This window comes from Aeromonas sp. 2MA4, assembly GCF_029237305.1.
GTDB classification, from domain to species: Bacteria; Pseudomonadota; Gammaproteobacteria; order Enterobacterales; family Aeromonadaceae; genus Aeromonas; species Aeromonas salmonicida.
Window position 1 is genome coordinate 265,679 of record NZ_JAACFY010000005.1, and the last position, 22,576, is coordinate 288,254.

A 22,576-nucleotide genomic window follows, 5' to 3' on the forward strand; every position below is an offset into this window, starting at 1 on the left:
CATGCCAGCCGTTGACCGCGGCATCTCGGGCAAGCGGGCCCTCTCTCGAGCGTCTTATACTGCCATCAAACCCACCCCTGTGGCATGCCCCGTCTGGTATCTTGATGGGCCATTAACGCTTGAGGCTCCCCATCACCTGCATTTCGCAGCGGTGGCAGTCAAAGCGCAGGCGGAAGCTGTCCTTGCCCATTTTGAGCTCCAGCGGCTCGGCCTTGAGACCGGGCACCTCTTTCGGGCAGAGGTTCTGGCTGTAGCGGATGCAGTGCTTGGTGATCATCAGCACCACTTCTCCCTCCTCCTTGTTCGCCTCATAGGCGGGGGCGATGCGCTCCACCCCGTGCTCGCGGAAGAACTGCTCGGCGGCACTGTTCAGCACATTGCCAAGGTAGGAGAGGCGGTGCTGGGGATAGCTGACATCCCGCAGGGCGATGCGCCGCTCGGGCCTCTGGTAGCTGGCAAGACGAGCCTCTTCCAGCGCGGCTATGCCGTCCCGACGAAGACCGTTGAGCATGGACGCGGCGATGAATAGCGGGTAAGTGAATGCCAACTCAATCTTGCGCGCCACAAACAAGGTATTGCCGAGCTTGCCAAGCTGGTCGCGCGCTTGTTGCAGCGCCCACTCCGGATTGTCGGCAAGCTGTTTGTCGCAGGGAAGCCGGACGGTGGCGCTGATGCCCTGCTCATCGGTGAGATCGAGCCGGATCCCTTCGTCGCACTCAGAGAGCTGCATATCGACCCGGATACGGCGATCCGCGCTCGCCTTCTCCAGCATCTTGCTGAACGCCTGATCGTGATTGCGGTAGATTTCTGTGCCCACTTTCAGACCAGGAATGGACTCGGAGAAGAGTAACTGCTTACGTCCTGCTCTCTCTTCCACCTTGTTGAGGCGCATACCCACCAGCTCCTTGTTCGGCTTGAAGAAGCCGAGACCGTCGCCGTTGTTGAGAGTGACCTGCTTGCCGTCTATCTCGATACCGTCACGAGTCACCTTGGTGACTCGCCCCAGCGGCTCGCCCACGTATTTCGGACTTTGGGTGGAATCGATCCCCTGTTGGCGACCATGGAGGAAATAGTCGGTAGCGCCACGGTTGAAGCTCTTTTTCGGATCCGGCTCGAAGCTGTAGCTGCAACGACCCGCCGAGGCGGCCACCAGATCGGAGCGGCTATCGAGAATGGCGTCGAGCTTCTTGCGATACCAGGCGGTGACGTTCTTGACATAATCGAGCCCCTTGAGGCGCCCCTCAATCTTGAAGGAGCGAATGCCTGCCGCGATCAGCGCCTCCAGATTGTCGGTCTGATCCATGTCCTTGAGCGACAACAGGTGACTGTCGGCCACCAGCACTTCCCCATCGGGCTTTTGCAGCGAACAGGGCAGCCGGCAGAGCTGGGCACACTCGCCACGATTGGCGCTGCGGCCGGTGCGGGCATGGCTGATATTGCACTGGCCGCTGTAAGAGACACAGAGCGCGCCGTGGATAAAGAACTCCAGCTGTACATTGGTCGCTGCGCTTATCTCGCGGATCTGCGCAAGGGACAGTTCGCGCGCCAACACCACCTGAGAGAAGCCCACATCCTGCAGAAACTTCACCTTCTGTGGCGTTCGGTTGTCGGTCTGGGTACTGGCATGGAGCGCTATGGGCGGCAGATCGAGTGCCAGCAGCCCCATGTCCTGCACGATAAGTGCATCGGCCCCCGCTTGGTAGATCTGGTGGGTCAGGCGCCGGGCCTGCTCCAGTTCGTGATCGTGCAGCAAGGTGTTGAAGGCGACAAAGACCTGGGCGCCGAAACGGTGGGCATGGCGCGCCAGCACTTCGATATCATCGAGGGAGTTGCCCGCCGCGCTGCGGGCACCAAAGGCAGGGCCGCCTATATAGACGGCATCGGCGCCATGGTTGATGGCTTCGATGCCGTAGGCGAGATTCTTGGCCGGAGCCAGCAGTTCTAGGCGCTTCGGTGTGTGGTGATGAGTCTGTGGATGCATGGTCTCTGAATCTATCGGCAGACAGAAAATGCCCGTCACTCTAGGCCAGTCACCCTGGATTTGCCTTGATCCCGCTTAAGATCACCGCGAAATACAGGATTGAACGTCTGGCGCTCGCAGTACCGCCTGTGGAGCCGGGAATTCGTTCAGCGGCCCTGCCCTCATGGCACGAGCCGCTGACAAGCGAACCTCAGAGCACCACTTTGAGCGCCAGCCCCAGCAGCACCAGACCGCTCACCTTGTCGATGACAAAGGACTTGGCCTTGAGCCAGGCCAGCACTGGACCGCGAGAGAGTACCAGCGCCACCAGCACGTACCAGACAGCATCTATGCCGCCTGCGGTGAGCATCATGACCCCCCCCTCGTTCCAGCCAGTGTCGGCCCGCACAAACTGGCTGAACAGGGCGATAAAGAAGATGGCGAGCTGGGGGTTGAGAAAGGCCACCATAAAGCCTTCGAACGCCCCCTGACGGCCACGCAGTTGATGAACCACCTCCTCGGTCCTGGCGCTGACGGGCTTGGCAAGCAACGCCTTGATGCCGAGCCAGGCGAGAAACGCGGCGCCGCCGTAGCGGATCAGATCAAACAGCAGCGGCGTCTGGGTGATCAGCACCGACAGCCCCAGCGCAGTAATGAGTGCATAGATCCCCACCCCAAAGCCGTGGCCGAGGGCGGTCGCCACCCCGTGCCCCTGCCCACCCTGCACAGTGTTGCGAATGATCAACGCCAGACTCGGCCCCGGGCTGATAGCCCCCATTACACAGATCGCGGCCAGTGCCAGCCAACTCGTCAATTCCATACCTTTTCCTTGTCTGCACGCTGAATGTAAATATCTGAGATCAGGGTAAGGGGCGGCTTGTTATGCCAGAAGTGAAAGTTGTGAATAGATTCCATAGCCAATGGCTATAGCCTGGTACAACTGACTGGGCTAGCGGGCACGAACCAGCAGCTTGCGGCTCTCGGCAATGGTGCGCTGCAGGTGCTCCCGCAAGAAGGGGTAAGCCAGCTCGCGAAACCACTTGTGGGCAGGATCCTGATGATGGCGCTGATGCCACAGCAGATGATACTGCTGGGATCGAGTCGCAAATGGCAGATCCTGAAAGGTGAGCCCGTGCTCGCGGGAGAGCTGCCAGGCAATATGGGCAGGCGTCGTCATCAGGCAATCGGTGCGCAGCAACACCTCCACCGCAGCCTGAAAGAAAGGTACACGGGCAAACCAGCGCCGAAGCAGCCCCTGCGGCGCCAGCACCTGCTCTACCGGGCTGTCCTTGTCGCCACCGCCACTCACCTGCAGATGGGGCCAGGCAAGATACTCATCCAGGCCTAGAGGATTGCCCGCCAACGGGTGGTGGCTGCCCATCAACACTACCAGCCGATCTTCTCCCTGATGCAGACCACGGATCTGCTCCGGCACCAGATCCGTGATAGTGGAGACCAGATCCAGCTCGGATTGCCACAACTGTGGCAGCTGGCGCTTGTCCCACAGACTGTATTCCAGCGCAGCCAGGGGCGCTTCCCTGGCCAGCGCCGCACAGATATCCGGCAGAATATGCTGGGCCACGTAATCGGACGAGGCGAGTCTGAATACCCGCTCGCAGCGGCCAGGGTCAAACCCGGGCGCCTCATAGAGCCGCTCCAGCGCACAGAGGGAGTCAGACAGCTGAGCCGCCAGCGTCTCGGCCCTGGGCGTCAGCAGCCAGCGTTGCCCTTCACGCACCAGCAGTTCATCACCAAACTCGTTGCGCAACTGGCCGAGCTGCTTGCTGATGGAAGGCTGGCTCAGGTGCAGCAGCTCCGCCGCCCGGCTGATGTTGCGGGTCTCCAGCAACACCTTGAGGGTAGGCAACAGGTTGAGATTGGCTTTGTGCAAGGGGTGACCCCATCCGTGGTGGAAAGCCCTATCTTAGGGCAGAGGCGTCTTTCGTTTTAAGCAAAATTTCCCGCTATTTTCGGCCACAGATGCCACCTGTCGAGCCGCCTTGCAGCCAGATGACCACTCAGGTAACCCTTCAGATAACGATGACCACAAGATGACAGTGGTTGTCTCGTGCGGCATAATTGCGCGATTTTCCGCCCGCGGGCGATCCACTTTGAGAAGCGGTAACAAGATGAAATACGCCAATATCACCGGTTGGGGCAAATGTCTGCCTCCCTCTGTGCTGACCAACGATGACCTCAGCACCATCATGGATACGTCGGATGAGTGGATCTATCCGCGTACCGGTATCAAGGCCCGCCGGATCTCCCATGTCAGCACCTCGGATCTCGCCACCCTGGCCGGTCGTCGCGCCCTCGCCTGTGCCGGTCTCGACGCCAGCGATCTCGATGGCATCATACTGGCCACAGCTACCCCGGATAATCTGCTGCCGAGCGCGGCCTCTGCGGTGCAGAAGAAGCTCGGCGCCGTCAACGCCGCCGTGTTCGATCTCAACGCCGCCTGTACCGGTTTCGTCTACTCCCTCTCCGTCGCCACCTCGCTGGTACAGACTGGCATGATGAAGAGGGTACTGGTGATCGGCGCCGAGCGCCTGACCTATCTGCTGGACTGGGCACGCCGGGACACTGCCGTGCTGTTTGGTGATGGCGCAGGTGCCGTAGTGATCGAAGCAAGCGAGCAGGAGTGCGGCCTTATCGCCAACAAGCTCGGTTGTGACAGTGAGGCGCGGGAAATACTGCACGTCCCGAACTTTGGTACCGATCGAGTGCGTTTTGCCGATGTCGATGGCCTCTTCACCTTCAACTTCGAAGGGCCAGAGATCTTCAAACGCGCCGTGCGCGGCATGGGAGAAGCCACCAGCTCAGTGCTGGCTCAAGCTGGCATAGACCCTGAACAGGTCGATCTCATAGTGCCGCACCAGGCCAACATCCGCATCATCGAGACTCTGGCCAAGCGCATGAACGCCCCCATGGAAAAGGTGATGGTCAACATCGAAAACTACGGCAATACCTCCGCCGCTACCGTGCCCATCGCCCTGTGTGAAGCGCTGGAGCAAGGCCGCGTCAAGCCGAACTCCTATCTGCTCACCGCCGCCTTCGGTGCCGGTCTGACCTGGGGCGCAGCCATCATCAAATGGGGCGATCGCGTTACTCCTGTCGGCCAATGCGATGCCGAACTGCCTCCGTGCGACAAGAGTGCGCTGGAGCTGATTGCCCACGCCGTCGAAGGCTGCCAGAAGGCCCACGCCAACCGGGCCTGATCTTCATCGGGAGCCTGATCATCAGGCTCCTCTCTTCTCCCTTCACCGCCTTCCCACTCGTTAGTTCATCACCACGCTACCGCATCCATATTCCAGTTTTCTCAGTACTCCCCCCCGAATAAGACCAATTCGCAACCAAGTACTTTTTTTGCGCTAACCTTACTGAGCCATTTGTAACTATGGGTTCAGGCGCAGCTCATCCTTCTTGTCACCAGCGGGAGAGCAGCGGGTTCCCATCTCAACTCACATGCAGGGATTAGTTCACGTATGACAGATCACAAAACGGCAGAGACCACTGCATTCTGGGACCCGGTGAGCTGGGCATCTTGCCTGGGCATAGGCCTGCTCAGTACCCTCTTGCTGGTGCTGGCTGGCAGCCCCCTGCCTTATCTGCTTGCCAACGGCGTGCTGGCGCTGGGCGCCGCCTTGTGGAACTCACACCACTATCACAGCAAGCAGGAGTCAAGACCCCACGAAGAGGAGCAGGCTCATACCTGGTCAGCAGCTCAGCTCAACCATTCCATCATCGGGCTCGAGCAGGTGTGTGAAAAGGCCGTCCCCATCTGGTCACAACAGATTGAAAACTCTCGGCTGCAAACCGAAGAGGCCATGATCGATTTGACCCAGCGCTTTGCGGGGCTCACCACCAAGCTGGAAGAGGCAGTAGCCGCCTCACACGATGCTGCCGGGGATCTGGGGGGGGCAAAGTCGGCAGGCATGGCCGCCGTACTCGCCGAGAGTCAGGCCCAGCTCAATCAGGTGCTCACCATCATGCATTCGGCGCAGGCCAATCGCGACGCCATGCTGGCAGAGATCAAGACCCTTACCGCCTACACCATAGAACTCAATACCATGGCGCTCGACGTGGCCAAGATAGCCTCCCAGACCAACTTGCTGGCGCTCAATGCCGCCATCGAAGCCGCGCGAGCCGGTGAGGCTGGTCGTGGTTTTGCCGTGGTGGCCGACGAAGTTCGCACCCTCTCACGCCTCTCCAGCGAGACGGCCCAAAAGATGACGGACAAGGTCGACACCATCAACACAGGTATCGGACGCGCCTTCCAGATAGCAGAAAGCGCCGCAGCACGAGACCAAGCCGCGGTCAGCGACTCTGAGTGCGCCATCGAGCAAGTACTGGAGCGCTTTCGTATGGCTACCACCAGCCTGTCGGAATCAGCCGTCTTGCTGCAGAGCGAGAGCGCAGGGATCCACAGGGAGATCTCCGATGTCATAGTGTCGTTACAGTTCCAGGATAGGGTCAGTCAAATACTCAACCACGTACGCCAGAACATGGACAGTCTCTATGACCACCTGGTTTCTTCCCGCAACAGGCCCCATCAATCCGGCCCCCTCCAGATCGATGCAGACAGCTGGCTGGCTGAGATGGAGCTCTCCTATGCCACCGATGAACAACGCAATATTCACCACGGCCGCCGCCAAGCCACTGTGGTCAACGCATCCAGCAATGCAGACGTCACTTTTTTCTAGGAGACAACTATGCCCAAAACAGTCCTGATCGTGGATGACTCGGCAACTATTCGCCAAGTGGTCGGCATGACACTCAAGGGAGCCGGATACGAGGTGATGGAAGCCTGCGATGGCAAGGATGCCCTCAGAAAACTCGACGGCAAGAAGATCAATCTCATCATCAGTGACGTCAACATGCCGAACATGGACGGCATCAGCTTCGTCAAGGAGGCCAAGAAACTGGCCAGCTACAAGTTCACCCCCGTCATCATGCTGACCACTGAATCCCAGGACAGCAAGAAGCAGGAGGGGCAAGCAGCCGGGGCCAAAGCCTGGGTGGTCAAGCCGTTCCAGCCAGACCAGATGCTGGCGGCTGTCGCCAAGCTCATCATGCCCTGAGCCTGGAGGCGACCATGCCGCTGCACATAGAGACGGGTGAGCACAAAACCCTGGTCAAAGTATCGGGGGAGATGACCATCTATACCGCCGCCGAACTCAAACAGGCGCTCACACCCCTGCTCTACCGCCAGCAGGCGCTGGAGCTGGATCTTTCTGGGGTATCCGAGATGGATAGCGCCGGACTGCAACTGCTGCTGGCCGCCAAGAAAACGATGCAGCAAGGGGGTTATCCGCTGCATCTGGTCATGCACAGCCATGCGGTGCTTGATGCGCTGGAGCTGTGCCAGCTGGCTGCTTTCTTTGGCGATCCCACCCTTATTCCCCGCGCAGATCACGCCTAGGCAGTCCCAGTGACAAGGAGGCATTCGTGAGCATCAATCTTGATCAGGCCCTGCAAACCTATATAGCCGAGGCACGCGAACTGCTGGAAGAGATGGAGTCTTCCCTGCTGGCCCTGGAAAACGACCCGGAGAACAGCGAGCTGATCGGTGCCATCTTTCGGGCGGCACATACCATCAAGGGCTCCGCTGGCCTGTTCGGCTTGCAGCCCATCGTCAGCTTTACCCACATAGTCGAGGATCTGCTCGATCAGGTGCGCAATCAGCAACTAGGGATCACGACTGCGCTCATCAAGGATCTGCTGGAGAGCCGGGATCATATCGAGCGACTGGTCTATCTGGTTGCAGAGCTAGGGTCGGCGCCAGGGGACGATGAACTGGCGCAAGACGCTCAGCTGAGGCTTAATTTGGCTCGGCATCAAACTGCCAGCCAGAGCCAGCTGCCGGAGCGCACTGCGTCAACCCCCCCGGACCCGGTCAGCAAGGAGGAGGGGCACACCAGCGCCACTTCCCTGTGGCACATCTCCCTGCGCTTTGGCCCGGATGTGCTGCGTAACGGCATGGATCCCACCTCATTTTTGCGTTATCTCGGCACCATGGGCACCCTCTGCGCCATCGAAACCCTCCACGATGCCCTGCCCGACTGGGAACATTTTGATCCGGAAACCTGCTACCTCGGCTATGAACTCGATGTCGATACCCAGGCCGACAAGAGCACCCTGAGCGATGTGTTTGAATTCGTACGTGACGACTGCCGCATCACCATACTGCCCCCGCATAGCAAGATTGCTGAATACATAGACCTCATCAATGAATTGCCGGAAGACAACGACATGCTGGGGCAACTGCTGGTCAAGACAGGAGCGTTGACGGCAAGCGAACTGGCTCTGGGCCTGCAAACTCAGCATGACGACCAGCGAACAGAGAGTTGCAAGCTGGGAGAAATACTGGTCGCTCAGGGCGCAGTCGACGGAGTCGTGGTGGACGCGGCGCTCAAGAAACAGAACCAGAACAAGGAGAACAAAAACAAGGAGGGACGCTACGTTCGGGTGCACGCCGACAAACTGGATGAGCTGATCAATCTGGTCGGCGAGCTGGTGGTCGCCAGCTCGGGGGCCAGCCTGCTGGCACAGCGCTCGCGGGACAGCCAGCTGCAGGAGGCCAACTCCACCATCGCCATGCTGGTTGAAGAGATCCGGGACGGGGCCTTGCACCTGCGCATGGTGCCCATCGGCGACACCTTCAACCGCTTCCAGCGGGTCGTGCGGGATGTCAGTCACGAGCTGAACAAGGACATTGCGCTGGTCATCACGGGCGGAGATACCGAGCTCGACAAGTCTGTGGTGGAGAAGATTGGCGATCCCCTGATGCATCTGGTTCGCAACTCCATGGATCACGGCATAGAGTCGGCCGAGCAGCGCCTCGCGGCAGGCAAACCGGCAAGAGGCACCTTGACCCTCAACGCCTATCACGACTCCGGCAGCATCGTCATCGAGATCTTGGACGACGGTGCTGGACTCAACAAGGCAAGGATCCTGCAAAAGGCGCAGGAGCGGGGGCTGGTGGCCGCCGGCGCAACATTGACGGATCAGGAAATCTATCAGCTCATCTTCGAGGCAGGCTTCTCTACCGCCGAGGCCGTTACCAACCTCTCGGGCCGGGGCGTCGGTATGGACGTAGTCAAGCGCAACATAACGGCCCTGCGCGGCAGCGTCGAGCTGGACAGCAAGCCGGGACAAGGCACCCGGGTTCAAATCAGACTGCCACTGACTTTGGCCATCATCGACGGCTTCCTGGTTCGAGTCAGCACCACCCATTACGTCATCCCGCTCGACATGGTGATCGAATGCGTGGAGCTGACCCAGAGTGCACTGGCTGACACCCAGGGACGCAACTATATCAATCTGCGTGGCGAGGTGCTGCCATTTGTCCGGCTTCAGCACTACTTCGACGTCGAGGGGGCAAGAGGACGCAGGGAAAACATCGTCGTCGTCAGTCACGGCGGCAAGAAGTCCGGGCTGGTGGTCGACGAGCTGCTGGGGGAGTTCCAGACCGTCATCAAGCCGCTCGGCAAGCTGTTTCAACGCCTGCAGGGGATCAGTGGCTCCACCATTTTGGGGGGGGGCGAGGTCGCCCTGATCCTGGACATCCCCTCCCTCATTCAACATGCCATCGATCAGGAGCTGGGTCAGCTGAGCCAGTACGCCATTCCTCGCATGCAAACCCAACCAAGAGCCAATTAACGCCAGGAGCCAGTCATGTTCAAAAACTCCACCATTAAAATGCGCCTCACCATCTTGCTCTGCCTGTTATGCGTGCTGCTGCTGGCGGTGGGCGGGCTGGGACTTTACAACATGCAGAGCAGCAATCAGGGCCTGCAGAGGGTGTATAACGACCGGGTGGTGCCGCTCAAGCAGTTGAAAACCATCTCCGACAATTACGCCGTCGCCATCATAGACAACGTCAACAAGGCCAATGCGGGTCTCACCAGTGCCGAAGAGGCGCTGCAACATATCCAGCAGGCCCAGCAGCAGATCAAGCAGGAGTGGCAGCACTATCAGTCCACCGAATTAACGGGTGCAGAACAGAAACTGTCAGCAGAGGCGGGCAACCTGTTCAGCGCGGCGGATCGCGATATCGCCCAGCTGGAGCAATTTCTTTCGACCCAACGCGGTGTCATCACAGGTACGCTCAATGACTTTGACGGCAAACTTTATGGCTCCATCGACCCCATCGGCAACAAGATAACCGAGCTGGTCAACCTGCAACTGGATGTCGCCAAATCCGAATATGAGCAGGCCCAATCCTGGTATGACACCATGCTGCTCACCATGATGGGGGTGATAACAGCAGGCATAGTGGCAGCGGCCTGGTTTGGCATCGTCCTCATCCGCAGCATCATTGCCCCCATCAATCAGGCGCTGCAGGTAGCCAACCACCTGGCAGAAGGCAATCTGGATGTCACCATCACCATTGGTGCCCATGATGAAGCAGGCCAACTGCTGATGGCCATGCAGAACATGGTCAACAAGCTGACCTCTCTCATCAATGACATTGAAACCCTGGTCACAGCGGCCGTCGAGAAGGGGGATTTCAGCTACAAGATAGCGCTGGACAACCGGCAGGGGTACATCAAGCGCCTGTCCGAATTGCTGAACCAGTTGTCCAATGTTACTGACACCAGCCTCAAGGATGTGATGCGCATCGCCACCGCCCTGTCTCAGGGAGACCTGACCCAGAAAATTGAGCAACCCTACCCGGGCATTTTTGGTCAGACCAAGGATGGCCTCAACAGCACCATAGACGCCTTGACCGCCATTATTGAAGAGGTGCGCAACGCCGCCGACAACCTCACCAACGCCTCCAATCAGGTCAGTACCACGGCCCAATCCCTGAGCCAGGCCACCAGCGAACAGGCCGCAAGCGTCGAGGAAACCAGCGCCTCCATCGAACAGATGAGTGCCAGCATCAACCAGAATACCGACAACGCCAAGGTCACTGACAACATGGCGAGCGGCGCCGTGCTTGAAGCCACCGAAGGGGGTCGCTCGGTACAACAAACCGTGGCGGCAATGCAACAGATCGCCCGCAAGGTGAGCATCATCGATGACATCGCCTACCAGACCAATCTGCTGGCACTCAATGCCGCCATTGAGGCGGCACGGGCCGGTGAACACGGCAAGGGATTTGCCGTGGTGGCCGCCGAGGTGCGCAAACTGGCCGAACGCAGCCAGATAGCGGCGCAGGAGATAAGCGAGCTCTCTTCCAGCAGCGTCGATACCGCGGAAAAGGCGGGCAGCCTGCTCGACAAGATAGTGCCTTCCATCCGCAAGACATCCGATCTGGTGCAGGAGATCAATGCGGCATCCGGCGAACAGGCCAGCGCCGCCAACCAGATCAGCATGGCCATGAGTCAACTTAATCAGGTGACCCAGCAGAACGCGGCCAGCAGCGAAGAACTCGCCGCCACCGCCGAGGAGATGAGCTCCCAGGCCAACGAGCTGCAGCAAACCATGGATTTCTTCTCGCTGGCAAACCTGGCCAAGCCCTCAAAGCCGAGTGACAACTCGCATAGAGGCTCGGCCCCCAGAGGCAAGTTTGTCATGCCTGCCCAACACCCGCTGCACGGCAACACGGCGCCGCAACCCCTGGTTGACGAAGCCGACTTTGTCCGCTTTTAACCGGAGAGACCCATGAGCATGTCAACCGAAGTGGCCGCGCCCCCCAGCATACTGGCCCATGACAATCAGGGCGACGCCCAATACCTGACATTCCTGATCAATGGCGAGATGTTTGCCATCAATATTCTCGGGGTCAAAGAGATCATCGAGTACGGCAACATCACCCCTATCCCCATGATGCCAAGCTTCATCCGGGGCGTGATCAACCTCAGGGGAGCTGTGGTATCAGTGGTAGATCTCAACGCCCGCTTTGGCAACGCCCCCTCCAGCATCACTCGCCGCAGCTGCATCGTCATCATCGAAGGAATACACCCGGACGACTCGGAGCATGGCAATCAAGACATAGGCGTCGTAGTGGATTCGGTATCTGAGGTGCTGACCATTCCCTGCGACGAGATAGAGCCGCCCCCCAGCTTCGGGGCTCACATCCGGGCCGACTTCATCAGCGGCATGGGCAAGGTGAATGGCAAGTTCGTCATTCTCATCAATACCGAGAAGGTGCTCTCCATCGACGAAATGGCACAACTCAGCGAACTGACCCAGCAGCAGGAACGGCAGCTGGAGCACAGAGTGCAAACCCCTTAAGCAGGGTATTAAAAACAGCAAGGGTGACGCTCACACCACACAGCAATGGCATGTCGCACAAGGATAAGGCTCATGACTCAATCATTCTTTGGCAATCTCTTCGGCAACGGCAGCGCGCATGCCTTGCTGCAAACAGAACTGACTCAGCTGATAGGCGCCACACGCACCCTGCAGCAAGGGATAGCGCAGGGTGACCTGCCAACCCAGCTTGAACCGGGCACACTCAGCAGCCCACTGCGGGAGCTATGTCAGGAGTTCAATGCCGTGATCACGCTGCTGGGGCAGCGGCTCAGCAGCAGCCTCACTACAATCAGTGACAATCAGGCGCTCTATGACGAGAACCTGCGAGTACGCAAGGCGCTGGATGGCGCCTCGACCAATGTGATGATCGCCGATAACAACCTCGACATCGTCTACATGAATGAAGCCGTGCTCGCCATGCTGGGGCAAGCGGAATCCGACATCCGCAAGGATCTGCCCAACTTCGACACCAGACAACTGATGGGCAAGAACATAGATACCTTTCACAAGGATCCGTCCCATCAGCGCAGCATGCTGGCCAAGCTGGACAAGACCTACCGGGCGCAGATCTCGGTCGGTGGCCGCATCTTCTCCCTCATTGCCAACCCTGTCTTCAACGACAGCGGAGAGCGACTCGGTTCAGTGGTGGAGTGGGCCGACCGGACCAAGGAAATCGCCATCGAAAACGAGGTGAAAGCGGCAAACACAGCGGCCAAGCTCGCCGCCGCCGAAAGCCTGCGGGTCAAGAAGGCGCTCGATGGTGCCACTACCAACGTGATGATTGCCGACACAGACCTCAACATCATCTACATGAACGAGTCTGTCAGGACAATGCTGAGCGAGGCCGAATCCGACATTAAAAAAGAGCTCTACAGCTTCAACTCCGCCACCCTGATGGGCGCCAACATCGACAGCTTCCACAAAAATCCCGGCCATCAACGCAGCATGCTGGCCAAGCTGAACAACACCTACCAAACCCAGATACTGCTCGGCGGACGCACCTTCTCCCTCATCGCCAACCCTGTGTTCGGCGACGATGGCGAGCGGTTGGGATCCGTGGTCGAGTGGTCGGATCGCACCAAAGAGGTCGCTATCGAGCGGGAAATGTCGGAGATAGTGCAGGCAGTGATCAAGGGCGAGCTGCACCGCCGCATGGATCTGACCGGCAAGAGCGGCTTCTTCCAGACACTGGGGGAAGGCATCAATCATATTGCCGAGGTAATAGACACCAGCCTCAACGACGTCATCCGGGTGGTGCAATGCCTGGCCAAGGGCGATCTGACCCAGACGATCGAGGCTGACTATCCTGGTGTGTTCGGCACCACCAAGGACTCCCTCAATCAGACCATAGTCTCGCTGACCAACATAGTCACAGAGGTAAGAGGGGCTTCTGACAACCTCTCCAGCGCCTCTGAGCAAGTCAGCGCCACCGCCCAATCCATCAGCCAGTCGAGCAGCGAGCAGGCATCCAGCATGGAGCAGACCAGCGCCTCCATAGAGCAGATGAGTGCCAGTATCAACCAGAACACAGACAACGCCCAGATCACGGATGGCATGGCCAGCAAGGCTGCCAAGGAGGCGATGGAAGGGGGTGAAGCAGTCAAGCTCACGGTCGATGCCATGAAGCAGATCGCCAAGCGGATCGGCATCATAGATGACATCGCGTACCAGACCAATCTGCTGGCCCTCAACGCCGCCATAGAGGCGGCGCGGGCGGGAGATCATGGCAAAGGCTTTGCGGTGGTTGCCGCCGAGGTACGCAAGCTGGCGGAGCGCAGTCAGGTGGCCGCCCAGGAGATAGGCGAGCTGGCTTCCAGCAGCGTCGACATGGCGGAAAAGGCAGGTCGCCTGCTCGACCAGATGGTGCCCTCCATCAACAAGACTTCGGATCTGGTGCAGGAGATCAGCGCCGCCTCCGCTGAACAATCCACTGGCGTCAGCCAGATCAACATCGCCATGAATCAGCTAAGCCAGGTAACTCAGCAAAATGCCTCCTGCAGCGAGGAGCTGGCCGCCACCGCAGAGGAGATGAGCAGCCAGGCCGAGCAACTGCAACTGGCCATGGAGTTCTTCACCCTGGAGCAACACAAAAGCGGCGCGAGTCAGAAAGCCGCGCCCCCCCGTGCTGCTACGCGAGGACGATTCGTGACTGACGGCAATGGGCAGGATGGATTCGGTACCTCCCCTCGCCCCCGCAACGATGGGGATTTTGTCCGGTTTTAATCGAGGGGCCGGGTGAGCATGGCTCCCCCGCCCCAACCCTATCGCCACAGGGAGTCCGACCGTGTATCAGACCCAGTTGCATGATGATGAATTTGCGCAGTTTCAACGCTGGATCCACCAGACGGCGGGTATTGATCTGTCACCGGCCAAGAAAGCCCTGGTCGCCAGCCGGCTGTCAAAACGGCTCTGCCACTATGAGCTGGAGAGCTATGGTGACTATTTCAGCCTGATCATGAACCAGAGGGGGGCAGAGCTGCAGGTCGCGCTGGATCTGCTCACCACCAACGAGACCTACTTTTTCCGGGAGCCAAAGCACTTCGAGTTTCTCAGCGAGAAGGTACTGGCACGACTGCCAAAAGAGAGAGGGGTGAGGGTCTGGAGCGCGGCCAGCTCATCGGGCGAAGAGCCTTACAGCCTGGCCATGACTCTGGCCGAGACATTGAGCCAGGGCAATTGGGAAGTCATCGCCTCGGATATTTCGACCAGGGTGCTGGAACAGGCGAGAACGGGGCAATATCCCATGGAACGAGCCCACAATATTCCGCTCTCCTTCCTGATGAAGTACTGCCTGAAGGGCGTGGGGTTTCAGGAGGGAACCTTCATCATCGATCGCAAGCTCAGGGACAAGGTACAGTTTCGCCATATCAATCTGAATCAGGAACTGCCCGACATCGGCATGTTCGACATCATTCTGATCCGCAATGTGATGATCTATTTCAACCGGGACACCAAGGGACAAGTGCTGCAGCGTCTGGTGCCGCGCTTGAAGAAGGGGGGCTACCTCATCGTCAGCCATGCGGAAAGCCTGAACGGCCTGCCCCACGGCTTGCAACTGGTGTCGCCGTCCATCTATCTGAAACCATAAGGGTTTCAGAATGAAAGAGATCATGCTGCAACCAGGAGAGTTCTTTTTTGGCCAGGATGACACCATCATTCGCACCCACTTGGGTTCCTGTGTCGCCATTACCATGTGGCATCCGGAGCAGAAACGGGGTGGCATGTGTCACTACATGCTGCCAAGCCGGGCTCGCAGCGATGACCCACTGGATGGCCGCTATGCCGATGAAGCAATCCAGTTATTTATCAATGAAATAAGCAAGTACCCCGCCCCCATTCACGACTATGAGGTCAAACTGTTCGGTGGCGGCAACATGTTTATAGAACAGCAGACACTCACCACCATGAATGTGGCCATCAAGAACATCAAGGCAGCCTGGCAACTGACGCAGCACCTGGGCCTGACCATCAAGGCCCATCATCTCGGACATGCAGGACACAGAAGCCTGATCTTTGAACTGGCCAGCGGCAATGTCTGGGTTCGTCATCATCGGCTGCCACATCGTTAAGGGAACGGGAATGAAACAGATCAAGGTCATGCTGGTGGACGACTCCGCCGTGGTCAGGCAGGTGTTACAGGCCATTCTCGAACAGGAGCCGGACATCAAGGTGATAGCCACCGCCTCGGATCCGCTGTTTGCACTGGAAAAACTGAAAAAGGAGTGGCCCGACGTGATAGTGCTGGATGTGGAGATGCCACGCATGGATGGCATCACCTTCCTCACCAAGATCATGGCCGAACACCCTACCCCGGTAGTCATCTGCTCGTCCCTGACAGAGAAAGGTGCGGAAACCACGCTGCAGGCCATGGCCGCAGGAGCGGTGGACATCATCACCAAGCCTACTGTCGGCCTCAAAAGCTTCTTGCAGGAGTCGGCACAAGCCTTGGCCATGGCGGTGCGCGCCGCCGCCCAGGCCAATGTCAAACGGCTGGGCAAAGCGCCCCCGTTAATCGTGGCGGCCAAACTCAGCGCCGATGCCATCATGCCGCCGGCAAGCCAGCATGCCATGGCCCAGACCACGGAGCGGATCGTGGCGATCGGTACCTCCACCGGCGGTACCCAGGCACTGGAAGCCGTGCTGACGAACCTGCCGCGGGTCTGTCCCGGTATCGTCATAGTGCAGCACATGCCGGAGAAGTTCACCGCCTCCTTTGCCGAGCGGCTCAACAGCCTTTGCCAGATCGAGGTGAGAGAGGCCAAAAGCAATGACAGGGTCATTCCGGGTCTGGCACTCATAGCCCCCGGCGGCAAGCACATGCTGCTCAAACGCAGCGGCGCCTATTATCACGTCGATGTCATGGATGGCCCCCTCATCAACCGCCATCGCCCCTCGGTGGACGTGCTGTTTCGCTCGGTCGCCAAGTTTGCCGGCGGCAATGCCACCGGCATCATAATGACGGGCATGGGGGATGACGGCGCTCGCGGGTTACGGGAGATGCTAGAGGCGGGGGCCAACACCTTCGCTCAGGATGAGGCGTCCTGCGTGGTGTTTGGCATGCCCAAGGAAGCCATCAAGCTCGGAGCTGCCCGCCACATACTGCCGCTGCAGGATATTCACCACGCCATAGTGGGTCGATAAACGCGCGTTCAGCCACTGGCGAAGTGTGCCCGGCCTGCCGGGCACAGCTGTTTCAGGCGGGCATGTCGTCGAGCAGGGCAAACAGCCGGTCGATCTCGGCCGACGTGTTGTAGTGCATGCAACCTATCCGCAAGACCCCCTCGCTCACCCCCAACTGTTCCACCAGCGCCAGCGCATAGAAGTGGCCGGCCCAGCTACAGACCTGATGCTGACCGAGAAATTCCGCCATCTCGACCGGGGTATGGCGGCTCGAGGTGAGGGCGAAGGTGGGGGTGCGCCCCTTGCTGTCGTTGATGCCATGCAGGGTAAATCTGGGACGCTCGGCCAGCTTGGCCAGCAGATGGGCGCTGAGCTGTTGCTCATGGGCATGGCTGCGGGAAAATGCCAGATCGAGACGGGCCTCCAGATCATGTTCGGCCGCATCCAGCCCGGAGAGGGAGGCCAGATACCCTATGGTGGCCTCGACTCCGGCCAGCGCTTCCCAGCTCTGGGTGCCGGTTTCCCACTTGCCGGGCGCCACATTCTTCGCAGGCTCCACCTTGTAAGGGGTGAAATGCTCCAGATGGCGGTGCTTGCCATACAGGATACCAAGGTGCGGACCGAAGAACTTGTAGGCGGAGCAGCCGAGAAAGTCACAATCCCAGGCCTGCACGTCGATGCGCTCGTGAGGGGCAAAATGAACAGCGTCCACATAGAGCAGCGCCCCGACCCCGTGCACGGCATCGGCGATGCGAGGGATATCGACCAGAGTGCCAGTCGTATTGGAAGCCGCCGTCACCGCGACCAGCCGGGTCTTGGGGCCCAGCAGGCTGAACAGATGCCCGTAATCGAGCCCGCCGTTCGCCACATCCACCCTCACCTGATGCACCACAACGCCACGATCAGCCGCCGCCTGCTGCCAGCTCGACACATTGGAGTAGTGATCCAGCCCACTGACGATGATCTCGTCCCCCGCCAGCCACTCCCGTGACAGAGCACGGCTGACCGCAAACGTCAGGGTGGTGAAGTTGGCGCCAAAGACGATCTCCTCGGCTCTGTCCGCCCCAAGCAGGGTCGCCACTGCCTCTCTGGCTCGCTGTGCCTGCTGCTCCGTGGCTCGGGCCGAGAAAAAAGGCCCCCCCAGATTGGCGTTGAAGCGGCCGAGATAGTCAGTCATGGCGGTGAGCACAGAGTGAGGCACCTGGGCGCCGCCCGGGCCGTCGAAGAAGATGGGGGTCTTGCCATCAACCAGTTGATTGAGGGCGGGAAACTGGCCGCGCAACACGGCAATATCGAGAGGCTGCATAGAAGAGTCCACAGTCCATGTTAACAGTTGAATAACATGGTGAGAGTAAAATGGCGCAGCAGCAATGTCCATCTGTGAACCGGTCAGCCATCACAGTTACATGATGAGGCCATATTTTCAGTATAAAATGCTGGGAAGCCACGCATGGCCCGCCCTCTCCATCAGTGCCTGCCGGCACGGGTCTCTCGCCGTGTTCATGCCGGGAATCGACATAGAAGTCGTTGATAAGGATGAAAAATGAGCGAAAGATATCAAAAAATGACCGACTCGCACTTTTTTGTCGCCAGATATCACCAGAAGGGGTTCACAAAGCTGCCGGATCTGATAGTATGCGCCTCGCACTTGGGGAGGGGTTCCCGAGCGGCCAAAGGGATCAGACTGTAAATCTGACGGCTCTGCCTTCGAAGGTTCGAATCCTTCTCCCTCCACCATTCAAGTGCAAATGTAGTGACAATCAGGAAATACCCCGTGGAGGGGTTCCCGAGCGGCCAAAGGGATCAGACTGTAAATCTGACGGCTCTGCCTTCGAAGGTTCGAATCCTTCTCCCTCCACCATTTTCCCGATTGAAATGGCTGAATAACCTATGCTTTACCCCTGTGGAGGGGTTCCCGAGCGGCCAAAGGGATCAGACTGTAAATCTGACGGCTCTGCCTTCGAAGGTTCGAATCCTTCTCCCTCCACCATCATTTAGAAGACCCGGCCTGGTGCCGGGTTTTTGCTTTTTAAAATTGCATCCATTTGACACTGTCAGATCTGACAATTGCATCATCCGCTACTTTTAGAAACAGTAGCCTTCATACCTTTCAGGGACATAGCGCGCCATGTTTGAGATTTGGGATGAAACAGGACAAGCAAGCGGCTTGACACTGCCACAGCTGCAACAGCGGCTGGTCAGCTATCAGGGCGACGTCATGGTGCGCTACACCAACCGCATCGGCCTGCCGACCACGCTGTTCCTGACCATAGCCAAGGGTCAGGCCTACCAGCGCTTCAAGACGGACACCCCCCTGCTCGACTGGTCGTGGCTGGCACAAGCCGTGCACCCGGATGTCATCCATGAGCCCAGGTTCTCCTATCTCAGCTCAGTCTCTTCCTGATCCCTCTTCCCGGGGACTGGCAAGCAGCAGAGTCAACTCATCGACTATCTGCTGCAACACAGCTCTGAACCCGGCCAATTCGGCCCCACACTGCCCGGCCCCCTCCTTGCGGATCTTCTCCTCCAGATGCCAGGCCTGCTGCGCCAAGTCCTCTACCATCATCATGGAGATGGTACCGGCCTGACGGTGCACCCAGTTTGCCAGCCCCTTGTCGTCGTCATGTACCAAAGCAAGGGATTGTTCCAGCTCCTGACGAAACAGCGCCATCATCTGCTCAAAAGGCTTTCCAACTCCGAAAAACGTCTGCAGTGATGTCACATCAAGCAGTTTGGGGGCGGACAATATGCGCCACTTCATCAACATCTGGCGAAGCCCGTCCAACAGCACGGGTTTGCCCAGCACATCATTCATGCCTGCCGCCAGGCAGCGCTGCGCCTGCTCCGGCATCACATTGGCCGTCATGGCGATGATGGGGAGCCGCGCCAGTCCCTCAACAGTGCGCACCTGGCGGGTAAAGTCGTAGCCATCCATCACCGGCATCTGGCAATCACACAGGATCAGGTCGTAACTGTGCTGTGCCAGCATGGCAACCGTGGCGGTGGCCGAGGTGGCCGTACCCTTTTATCAGCCGATCATAGGTCGCGACCGTCAGGTCAAGGGTTATGAAGTTCTGGCCCGACGCTGGGATCCACAACGTCAGAGCTATCAGGGCATCGACTTTCTCTCCCTCAGCCAGGATGAGTCCCTGCATGTGGATATCGTCATGCTCAGGGCCATCATGCGCGATCTGCCTACCCTGGCGAAAGGCGGATCCTATGCCCTCTCCATCAACCTCAACCCCATGCTGTGCAGCCCGACCTATCAGAATCTCTTGCTGCTGGTGCTGCTCCAGGCGAGCAAGGCAGGGATCGAGATCTGGTTCGAGGTGCTGGAACACGCGCCACTGCACAGCCAGCACAGAGCCTTGATCGAAGTACTGCGGGGTCATGGCGCCCATATCGCCTGCGATGATTTCGGCACGCTGGAATGCAACTTCCAGCGGGTGATGGCGCTGCCCTACGAGATCATCAAGCTGGATCGCTCCCTGCTGCTGCAGGCGGCGCGCACACCCCATGCCCTCAAGATGTTGACCGGTCTGGTGGAATACCTGCAACGACTCGGCATGAAGGTGGTGTGTGAAGGGGTGGAAACCCTGACCCATATCGAGGTCGCCAACCGGCTGGGCTGCGATTATCAGCAGGGCTACGCCTACGCCATGCCCTCCCCCCTCTCCCGCTGGGCCTGATCGGACCCACAGATTCATTGCGACTCGCACTGGCATCAGCTACCTGCCAAATTGCATGATGGCGTGGGGGCGAGTACAATCTCGCACCCCGTATATCAGGTGCATCCCCTGTGATACTGCATAATGGTGTACGCCATCGGGTAGTTGTGACGCGAGCGCCGTCTCGCACCACGGCTCAACCAATCCGGCGCCATCAGGTGGCGTCGTCCTGATTTGCAATCAGATACTAAGAGTCCAACATGTTCAGACCAGAATTGCTCTCCCCCGCCGGGACCCTCAAGAATATGCGTTACGCCTATGCCTATGGCGCCGACGCCGTCTATGCGGGTCAGCCACGCTACAGCCTGCGGGTGCGTAACAACGAATTCGATCACGAGAATCTGCAGCTCGGCATCAACGAGGCCCACGCTCTGGGCAAGCAGTTCTATGTGGTGGCCAACATCCAGCCCCACAACTCCAAGCTCAAGACCTTCATCCGCGACATGCGTCCCGTGGTGGAGATGAAGCCGGATGCGCTGATCATGTCAGACCCGGGTCTCATCATGATGATGCGCGAAGCCTTCCCGGACATGCCCATTCACCTCTCGGTGCAGGCCAACGCGGTCAACTGGGCGACGGTGAAGTTTTGGCATCAGATGGGCCTGACCCGTGCCATCCTCTCGCGCGAGCTGTCACTTGACGAGATCGAAGAGATCCGCATGCAGGTGCCGGAGATGGAGCTGGAAGTCTTCGTCCACGGCGCCCTGTGCATGGCCTATTCGGGCCGCTGCCTGCTGTCCGGTTACATCAACAAGCGCGACCCCAACCAGGGCACCTGCACCAACTCCTGCCGCTGGGAGTACAAGGTGCACGAGGGCAAGGAAGATGACGTGGGCCAGATAGTCCACCGTCAGGAGCCCATCGCAGTTCGCCCGGACAATACCCTGGGGCTCGGCAAGCCGAGCGATGCCCTGGTGCTGCTGGAAGAGTCCAACCGTCCCGGTGAATACATGACGGCGTTCGAGGACGAGCACGGCACCTACATCATGAACTCCAAGGATCTGCGCGCCGTCGAGCACGTGGAGCGCCTGACCAAGATGGGGGTGCATTCGCTGAAAATTGAAGGCCGCACCAAGTCCTTCTACTACTGCGCCCGCACCGCCCAGGTCTATCGCAAGGCCATCGACGACGCAGTCGCCGGTCGTCCGTTCGATCCGACCCTGATGGGCACCCTCGAAAATCTGGCCCACCGTGGCTACACCGAGGGCTTCCTGCGCCGCCACAACCACAGCGAGTACCAGAACTACGACTACGGCTACTCGGTCTCCGACACCCAGCAGTTCGTCGGCGAGATCACCGGTCGCCAGGGCGACATGGTGGAAGTTGAAGTGAAGAACAAGTTCCTGGTGGGCAACAGCCTGGAGCTGATGACGCCGCAGGGCAACGTCAGCTTCAATCTGGAGCAGATGCAGAACCGCAAGGGCGAGCTCATCGACACGGCGCCGGGCAATGGCCACGTTGTCTATGTGCCAGTCCCCAAAGAGATCGACATCAACTACGGCATATTGCTGCGCAACCTCGGCGATCGCCAGGACACCCGTCAGCCGCACTCGGCGGCCTGATATGTCCCTGCTCATCACCGACAAGTGCATCAACTGCGACATGTGCGATCCCGAGTGTCCGAACCAGGCCATCAGCCTGGGGGAGGAGATCTACGAGATAGACCCCAGTCGCTGCACCGAGTGCGTCGGTCACTATGAGAAGCCGACCTGCATCAGCGTCTGCCCCATCGATTGCATCATCTGGGATCCCGCCCACGTGGAAACCGAAGAGCAGTTGCTGGAGAAGTTTGTGCGGATGCACCGGCAGTAATTACCGGCATGTTGTCGAAAAAAAAGCCCCTGACGGGGCTTTTTTACGTTTGGTGCTGGCCGTGCCTAGATGTGTAAACCCACCAGGTTGTTCACAGATTGAAGACGACTGATGGGGGGCTGGTAGCCCAGACTTGCATGAGGACGATGCCAGTTGTACTCATGCAGCCACGGTTGCAAGTGTTCTGCCCGTTGCGCTGACGAGTCATAGCTCCGTGCATACGCCCATTCACGCAGCGCTGTCTGAATGA

The 22,576-nt window shown here is 59.0% G+C and carries 20 protein-coding genes, 3 tRNA genes and 1 pseudogene; 18 read left to right on the forward strand and 6 right to left on the reverse strand.

The window, feature by feature from the left end:
• Positions 1-112: 112 nt before the first annotated feature.
• From GWQ31_RS08005 to GWQ31_RS08015, 3 genes are all read right to left on the reverse strand, one after another.
• The gene (locus GWQ31_RS08005; protein WP_275909072.1) at positions 113-1,981 is read right to left on the reverse strand and encodes a U32 family peptidase; all 1,869 of its coding nucleotides are present in this window, start codon (positions 1,979-1,981) and stop codon (positions 113-115) included.
• A gap of 190 nt (positions 1,982-2,171) precedes the next feature.
• Positions 2,172-2,780 carry a LysE family translocator gene (locus tag GWQ31_RS08010; RefSeq protein WP_275909073.1) on the reverse strand — a complete coding sequence of 203 codons (609 nt, stop codon included), beginning with the start codon at positions 2,778-2,780 and terminating at the stop codon, positions 2,172-2,174.
• A 129-nt stretch (positions 2,781-2,909) separates the two neighbouring features.
• Positions 2,910-3,851 (reverse strand): LysR family transcriptional regulator, encoded by a 942-nt coding sequence (locus GWQ31_RS08015; protein WP_005311863.1) that lies wholly within the window; start codon positions 3,849-3,851, stop codon positions 2,910-2,912.
• A gap of 238 nt (positions 3,852-4,089) precedes the next feature.
• Between GWQ31_RS08015 and GWQ31_RS08020 the strand changes: the two genes are divergently transcribed.
• The 11 genes from GWQ31_RS08020 to GWQ31_RS08070 all read left to right on the forward strand — a co-directional run bounded on the left by GWQ31_RS08020 (position 4,090) and on the right by GWQ31_RS08070 (position 16,807).
• A complete protein-coding gene (locus GWQ31_RS08020) occupies positions 4,090-5,178 on the forward strand; it encodes a ketoacyl-ACP synthase III (protein WP_265422126.1) in 1,089 nt (362 codons plus the stop codon).
• A 267-nt stretch (positions 5,179-5,445) separates the two neighbouring features.
• On the forward strand, positions 5,446-6,663 hold the full coding sequence (locus GWQ31_RS08025; protein ID WP_275909074.1) for a methyl-accepting chemotaxis protein: 1,218 nt from the start codon (positions 5,446-5,448) through the stop codon (positions 6,661-6,663).
• Positions 6,664-6,672: 9 nt separating this feature from the next.
• Entirely contained in the window at positions 6,673-7,041 is a 369-nt protein-coding gene (locus GWQ31_RS08030; RefSeq protein ID WP_021140510.1) for a response regulator, read from the forward strand.
• Between the two features lie 14 nt (positions 7,042-7,055).
• Entirely contained in the window at positions 7,056-7,382 is a 327-nt protein-coding gene (locus GWQ31_RS08035) for an STAS domain-containing protein (RefSeq protein WP_265422128.1), read from the forward strand.
• A gap of 26 nt (positions 7,383-7,408) precedes the next feature.
• Positions 7,409-9,622 carry a chemotaxis protein CheA gene (locus tag GWQ31_RS08040; protein WP_275909075.1) on the forward strand — a complete coding sequence of 738 codons (2,214 nt, stop codon included), beginning with the start codon at positions 7,409-7,411 and terminating at the stop codon, positions 9,620-9,622.
• 15 nt (positions 9,623-9,637) lie between these two features.
• Positions 9,638-11,560, forward strand: coding sequence for a methyl-accepting chemotaxis protein (locus GWQ31_RS08045; RefSeq protein WP_275909076.1), 1,923 nt, complete (start codon positions 9,638-9,640; stop codon positions 11,558-11,560).
• Between the two features lie 12 nt (positions 11,561-11,572).
• Positions 11,573-12,145 carry a chemotaxis protein CheW gene (locus GWQ31_RS08050; RefSeq protein WP_159165712.1) on the forward strand — a complete coding sequence of 191 codons (573 nt, stop codon included), beginning with the start codon at positions 11,573-11,575 and terminating at the stop codon, positions 12,143-12,145.
• Between the two features lie 72 nt (positions 12,146-12,217).
• Positions 12,218-14,389, forward strand: a complete 2,172-nt coding sequence (locus tag GWQ31_RS08055; RefSeq protein WP_275909077.1) for a methyl-accepting chemotaxis protein — start codon at positions 12,218-12,220, stop codon at positions 14,387-14,389.
• A 61-nt stretch (positions 14,390-14,450) separates the two neighbouring features.
• A complete protein-coding gene (locus tag GWQ31_RS08060; RefSeq protein ID WP_275909078.1) occupies positions 14,451-15,254 on the forward strand; it encodes a protein-glutamate O-methyltransferase CheR in 804 nt (267 codons plus the stop codon).
• Between the two features lie 10 nt (positions 15,255-15,264).
• On the forward strand, positions 15,265-15,735 hold the full coding sequence (gene cheD, locus GWQ31_RS08065; protein ID WP_005311846.1) for a chemoreceptor glutamine deamidase CheD: 471 nt from the start codon (positions 15,265-15,267) through the stop codon (positions 15,733-15,735).
• Positions 15,736-15,745: 10 nt separating this feature from the next.
• Complete coding sequence (locus GWQ31_RS08070; protein WP_058393557.1) at positions 15,746-16,807, forward strand: chemotaxis response regulator protein-glutamate methylesterase; 1,062 nt, start codon at positions 15,746-15,748, stop codon at positions 16,805-16,807.
• Between the two features lie 52 nt (positions 16,808-16,859).
• Here the strand turns inward: GWQ31_RS08070 and GWQ31_RS08075 are convergent, their stop codons facing one another.
• Entirely contained in the window at positions 16,860-18,092 is a 1,233-nt protein-coding gene (locus GWQ31_RS08075; protein WP_275909079.1) for a cysteine desulfurase-like protein, read from the reverse strand.
• Between the two features lie 346 nt (positions 18,093-18,438).
• On the opposite strand from GWQ31_RS08075, the gene GWQ31_RS08080 reads away from it, so the two are divergent.
• From GWQ31_RS08080 to GWQ31_RS08095, 4 genes are all read left to right on the forward strand, one after another.
• Positions 18,439-18,523 (forward strand) — tRNA-Tyr (locus GWQ31_RS08080).
• 39 nt (positions 18,524-18,562) lie between these two features.
• Positions 18,563-18,647: transfer RNA gene (locus GWQ31_RS08085), tRNA-Tyr, on the forward strand.
• A 44-nt stretch (positions 18,648-18,691) separates the two neighbouring features.
• Positions 18,692-18,776: transfer RNA gene (locus GWQ31_RS08090), tRNA-Tyr, on the forward strand.
• Between the two features lie 138 nt (positions 18,777-18,914).
• Entirely contained in the window at positions 18,915-19,190 is a 276-nt protein-coding gene (locus tag GWQ31_RS08095) for a hypothetical protein (protein ID WP_265456299.1), read from the forward strand.
• On the opposite strand, the pseudogene GWQ31_RS08100 reads toward GWQ31_RS08095, so the two are convergent.
• A pseudogene (locus GWQ31_RS08100) lies at positions 19,176-19,781 on the reverse strand (response regulator); the annotation flags it as partial. The gene GWQ31_RS08095 and the pseudogene GWQ31_RS08100 sit on opposite strands and share 15 nt — an antisense overlap.
• On the opposite strand from GWQ31_RS08100, the gene GWQ31_RS08105 reads away from it, so the two are divergent.
• The 3 genes from GWQ31_RS08105 to GWQ31_RS08115 all read left to right on the forward strand — a co-directional run bounded on the left by GWQ31_RS08105 (position 19,774) and on the right by GWQ31_RS08115 (position 22,326).
• Positions 19,774-20,475 carry an EAL domain-containing protein gene (locus GWQ31_RS08105; RefSeq protein WP_275909080.1) on the forward strand — a complete coding sequence of 234 codons (702 nt, stop codon included), beginning with the start codon at positions 19,774-19,776 and terminating at the stop codon, positions 20,473-20,475. The pseudogene GWQ31_RS08100 and the gene GWQ31_RS08105 overlap by 8 nt on opposite strands.
• Positions 20,476-20,714: 239 nt before the next feature.
• Positions 20,715-22,076, forward strand: coding sequence for a tRNA 5-hydroxyuridine modification protein YegQ (gene yegQ / locus GWQ31_RS08110; RefSeq protein WP_005311829.1), 1,362 nt, complete (start codon positions 20,715-20,717; stop codon positions 22,074-22,076).
• Between the two features lies 1 nt (position 22,077).
• Positions 22,078-22,326 carry a YfhL family 4Fe-4S dicluster ferredoxin gene (locus tag GWQ31_RS08115; RefSeq protein ID WP_021140912.1) on the forward strand — a complete coding sequence of 83 codons (249 nt, stop codon included), beginning with the start codon at positions 22,078-22,080 and terminating at the stop codon, positions 22,324-22,326.
• Positions 22,327-22,391: 65 nt separating this feature from the next.
• Here the strand turns inward: GWQ31_RS08115 and GWQ31_RS08120 are convergent.
• On the reverse strand, positions 22,392-22,576 hold a 185-nt coding region (locus GWQ31_RS08120; protein WP_275909081.1), incomplete at its 5' end, for an integrase core domain-containing protein.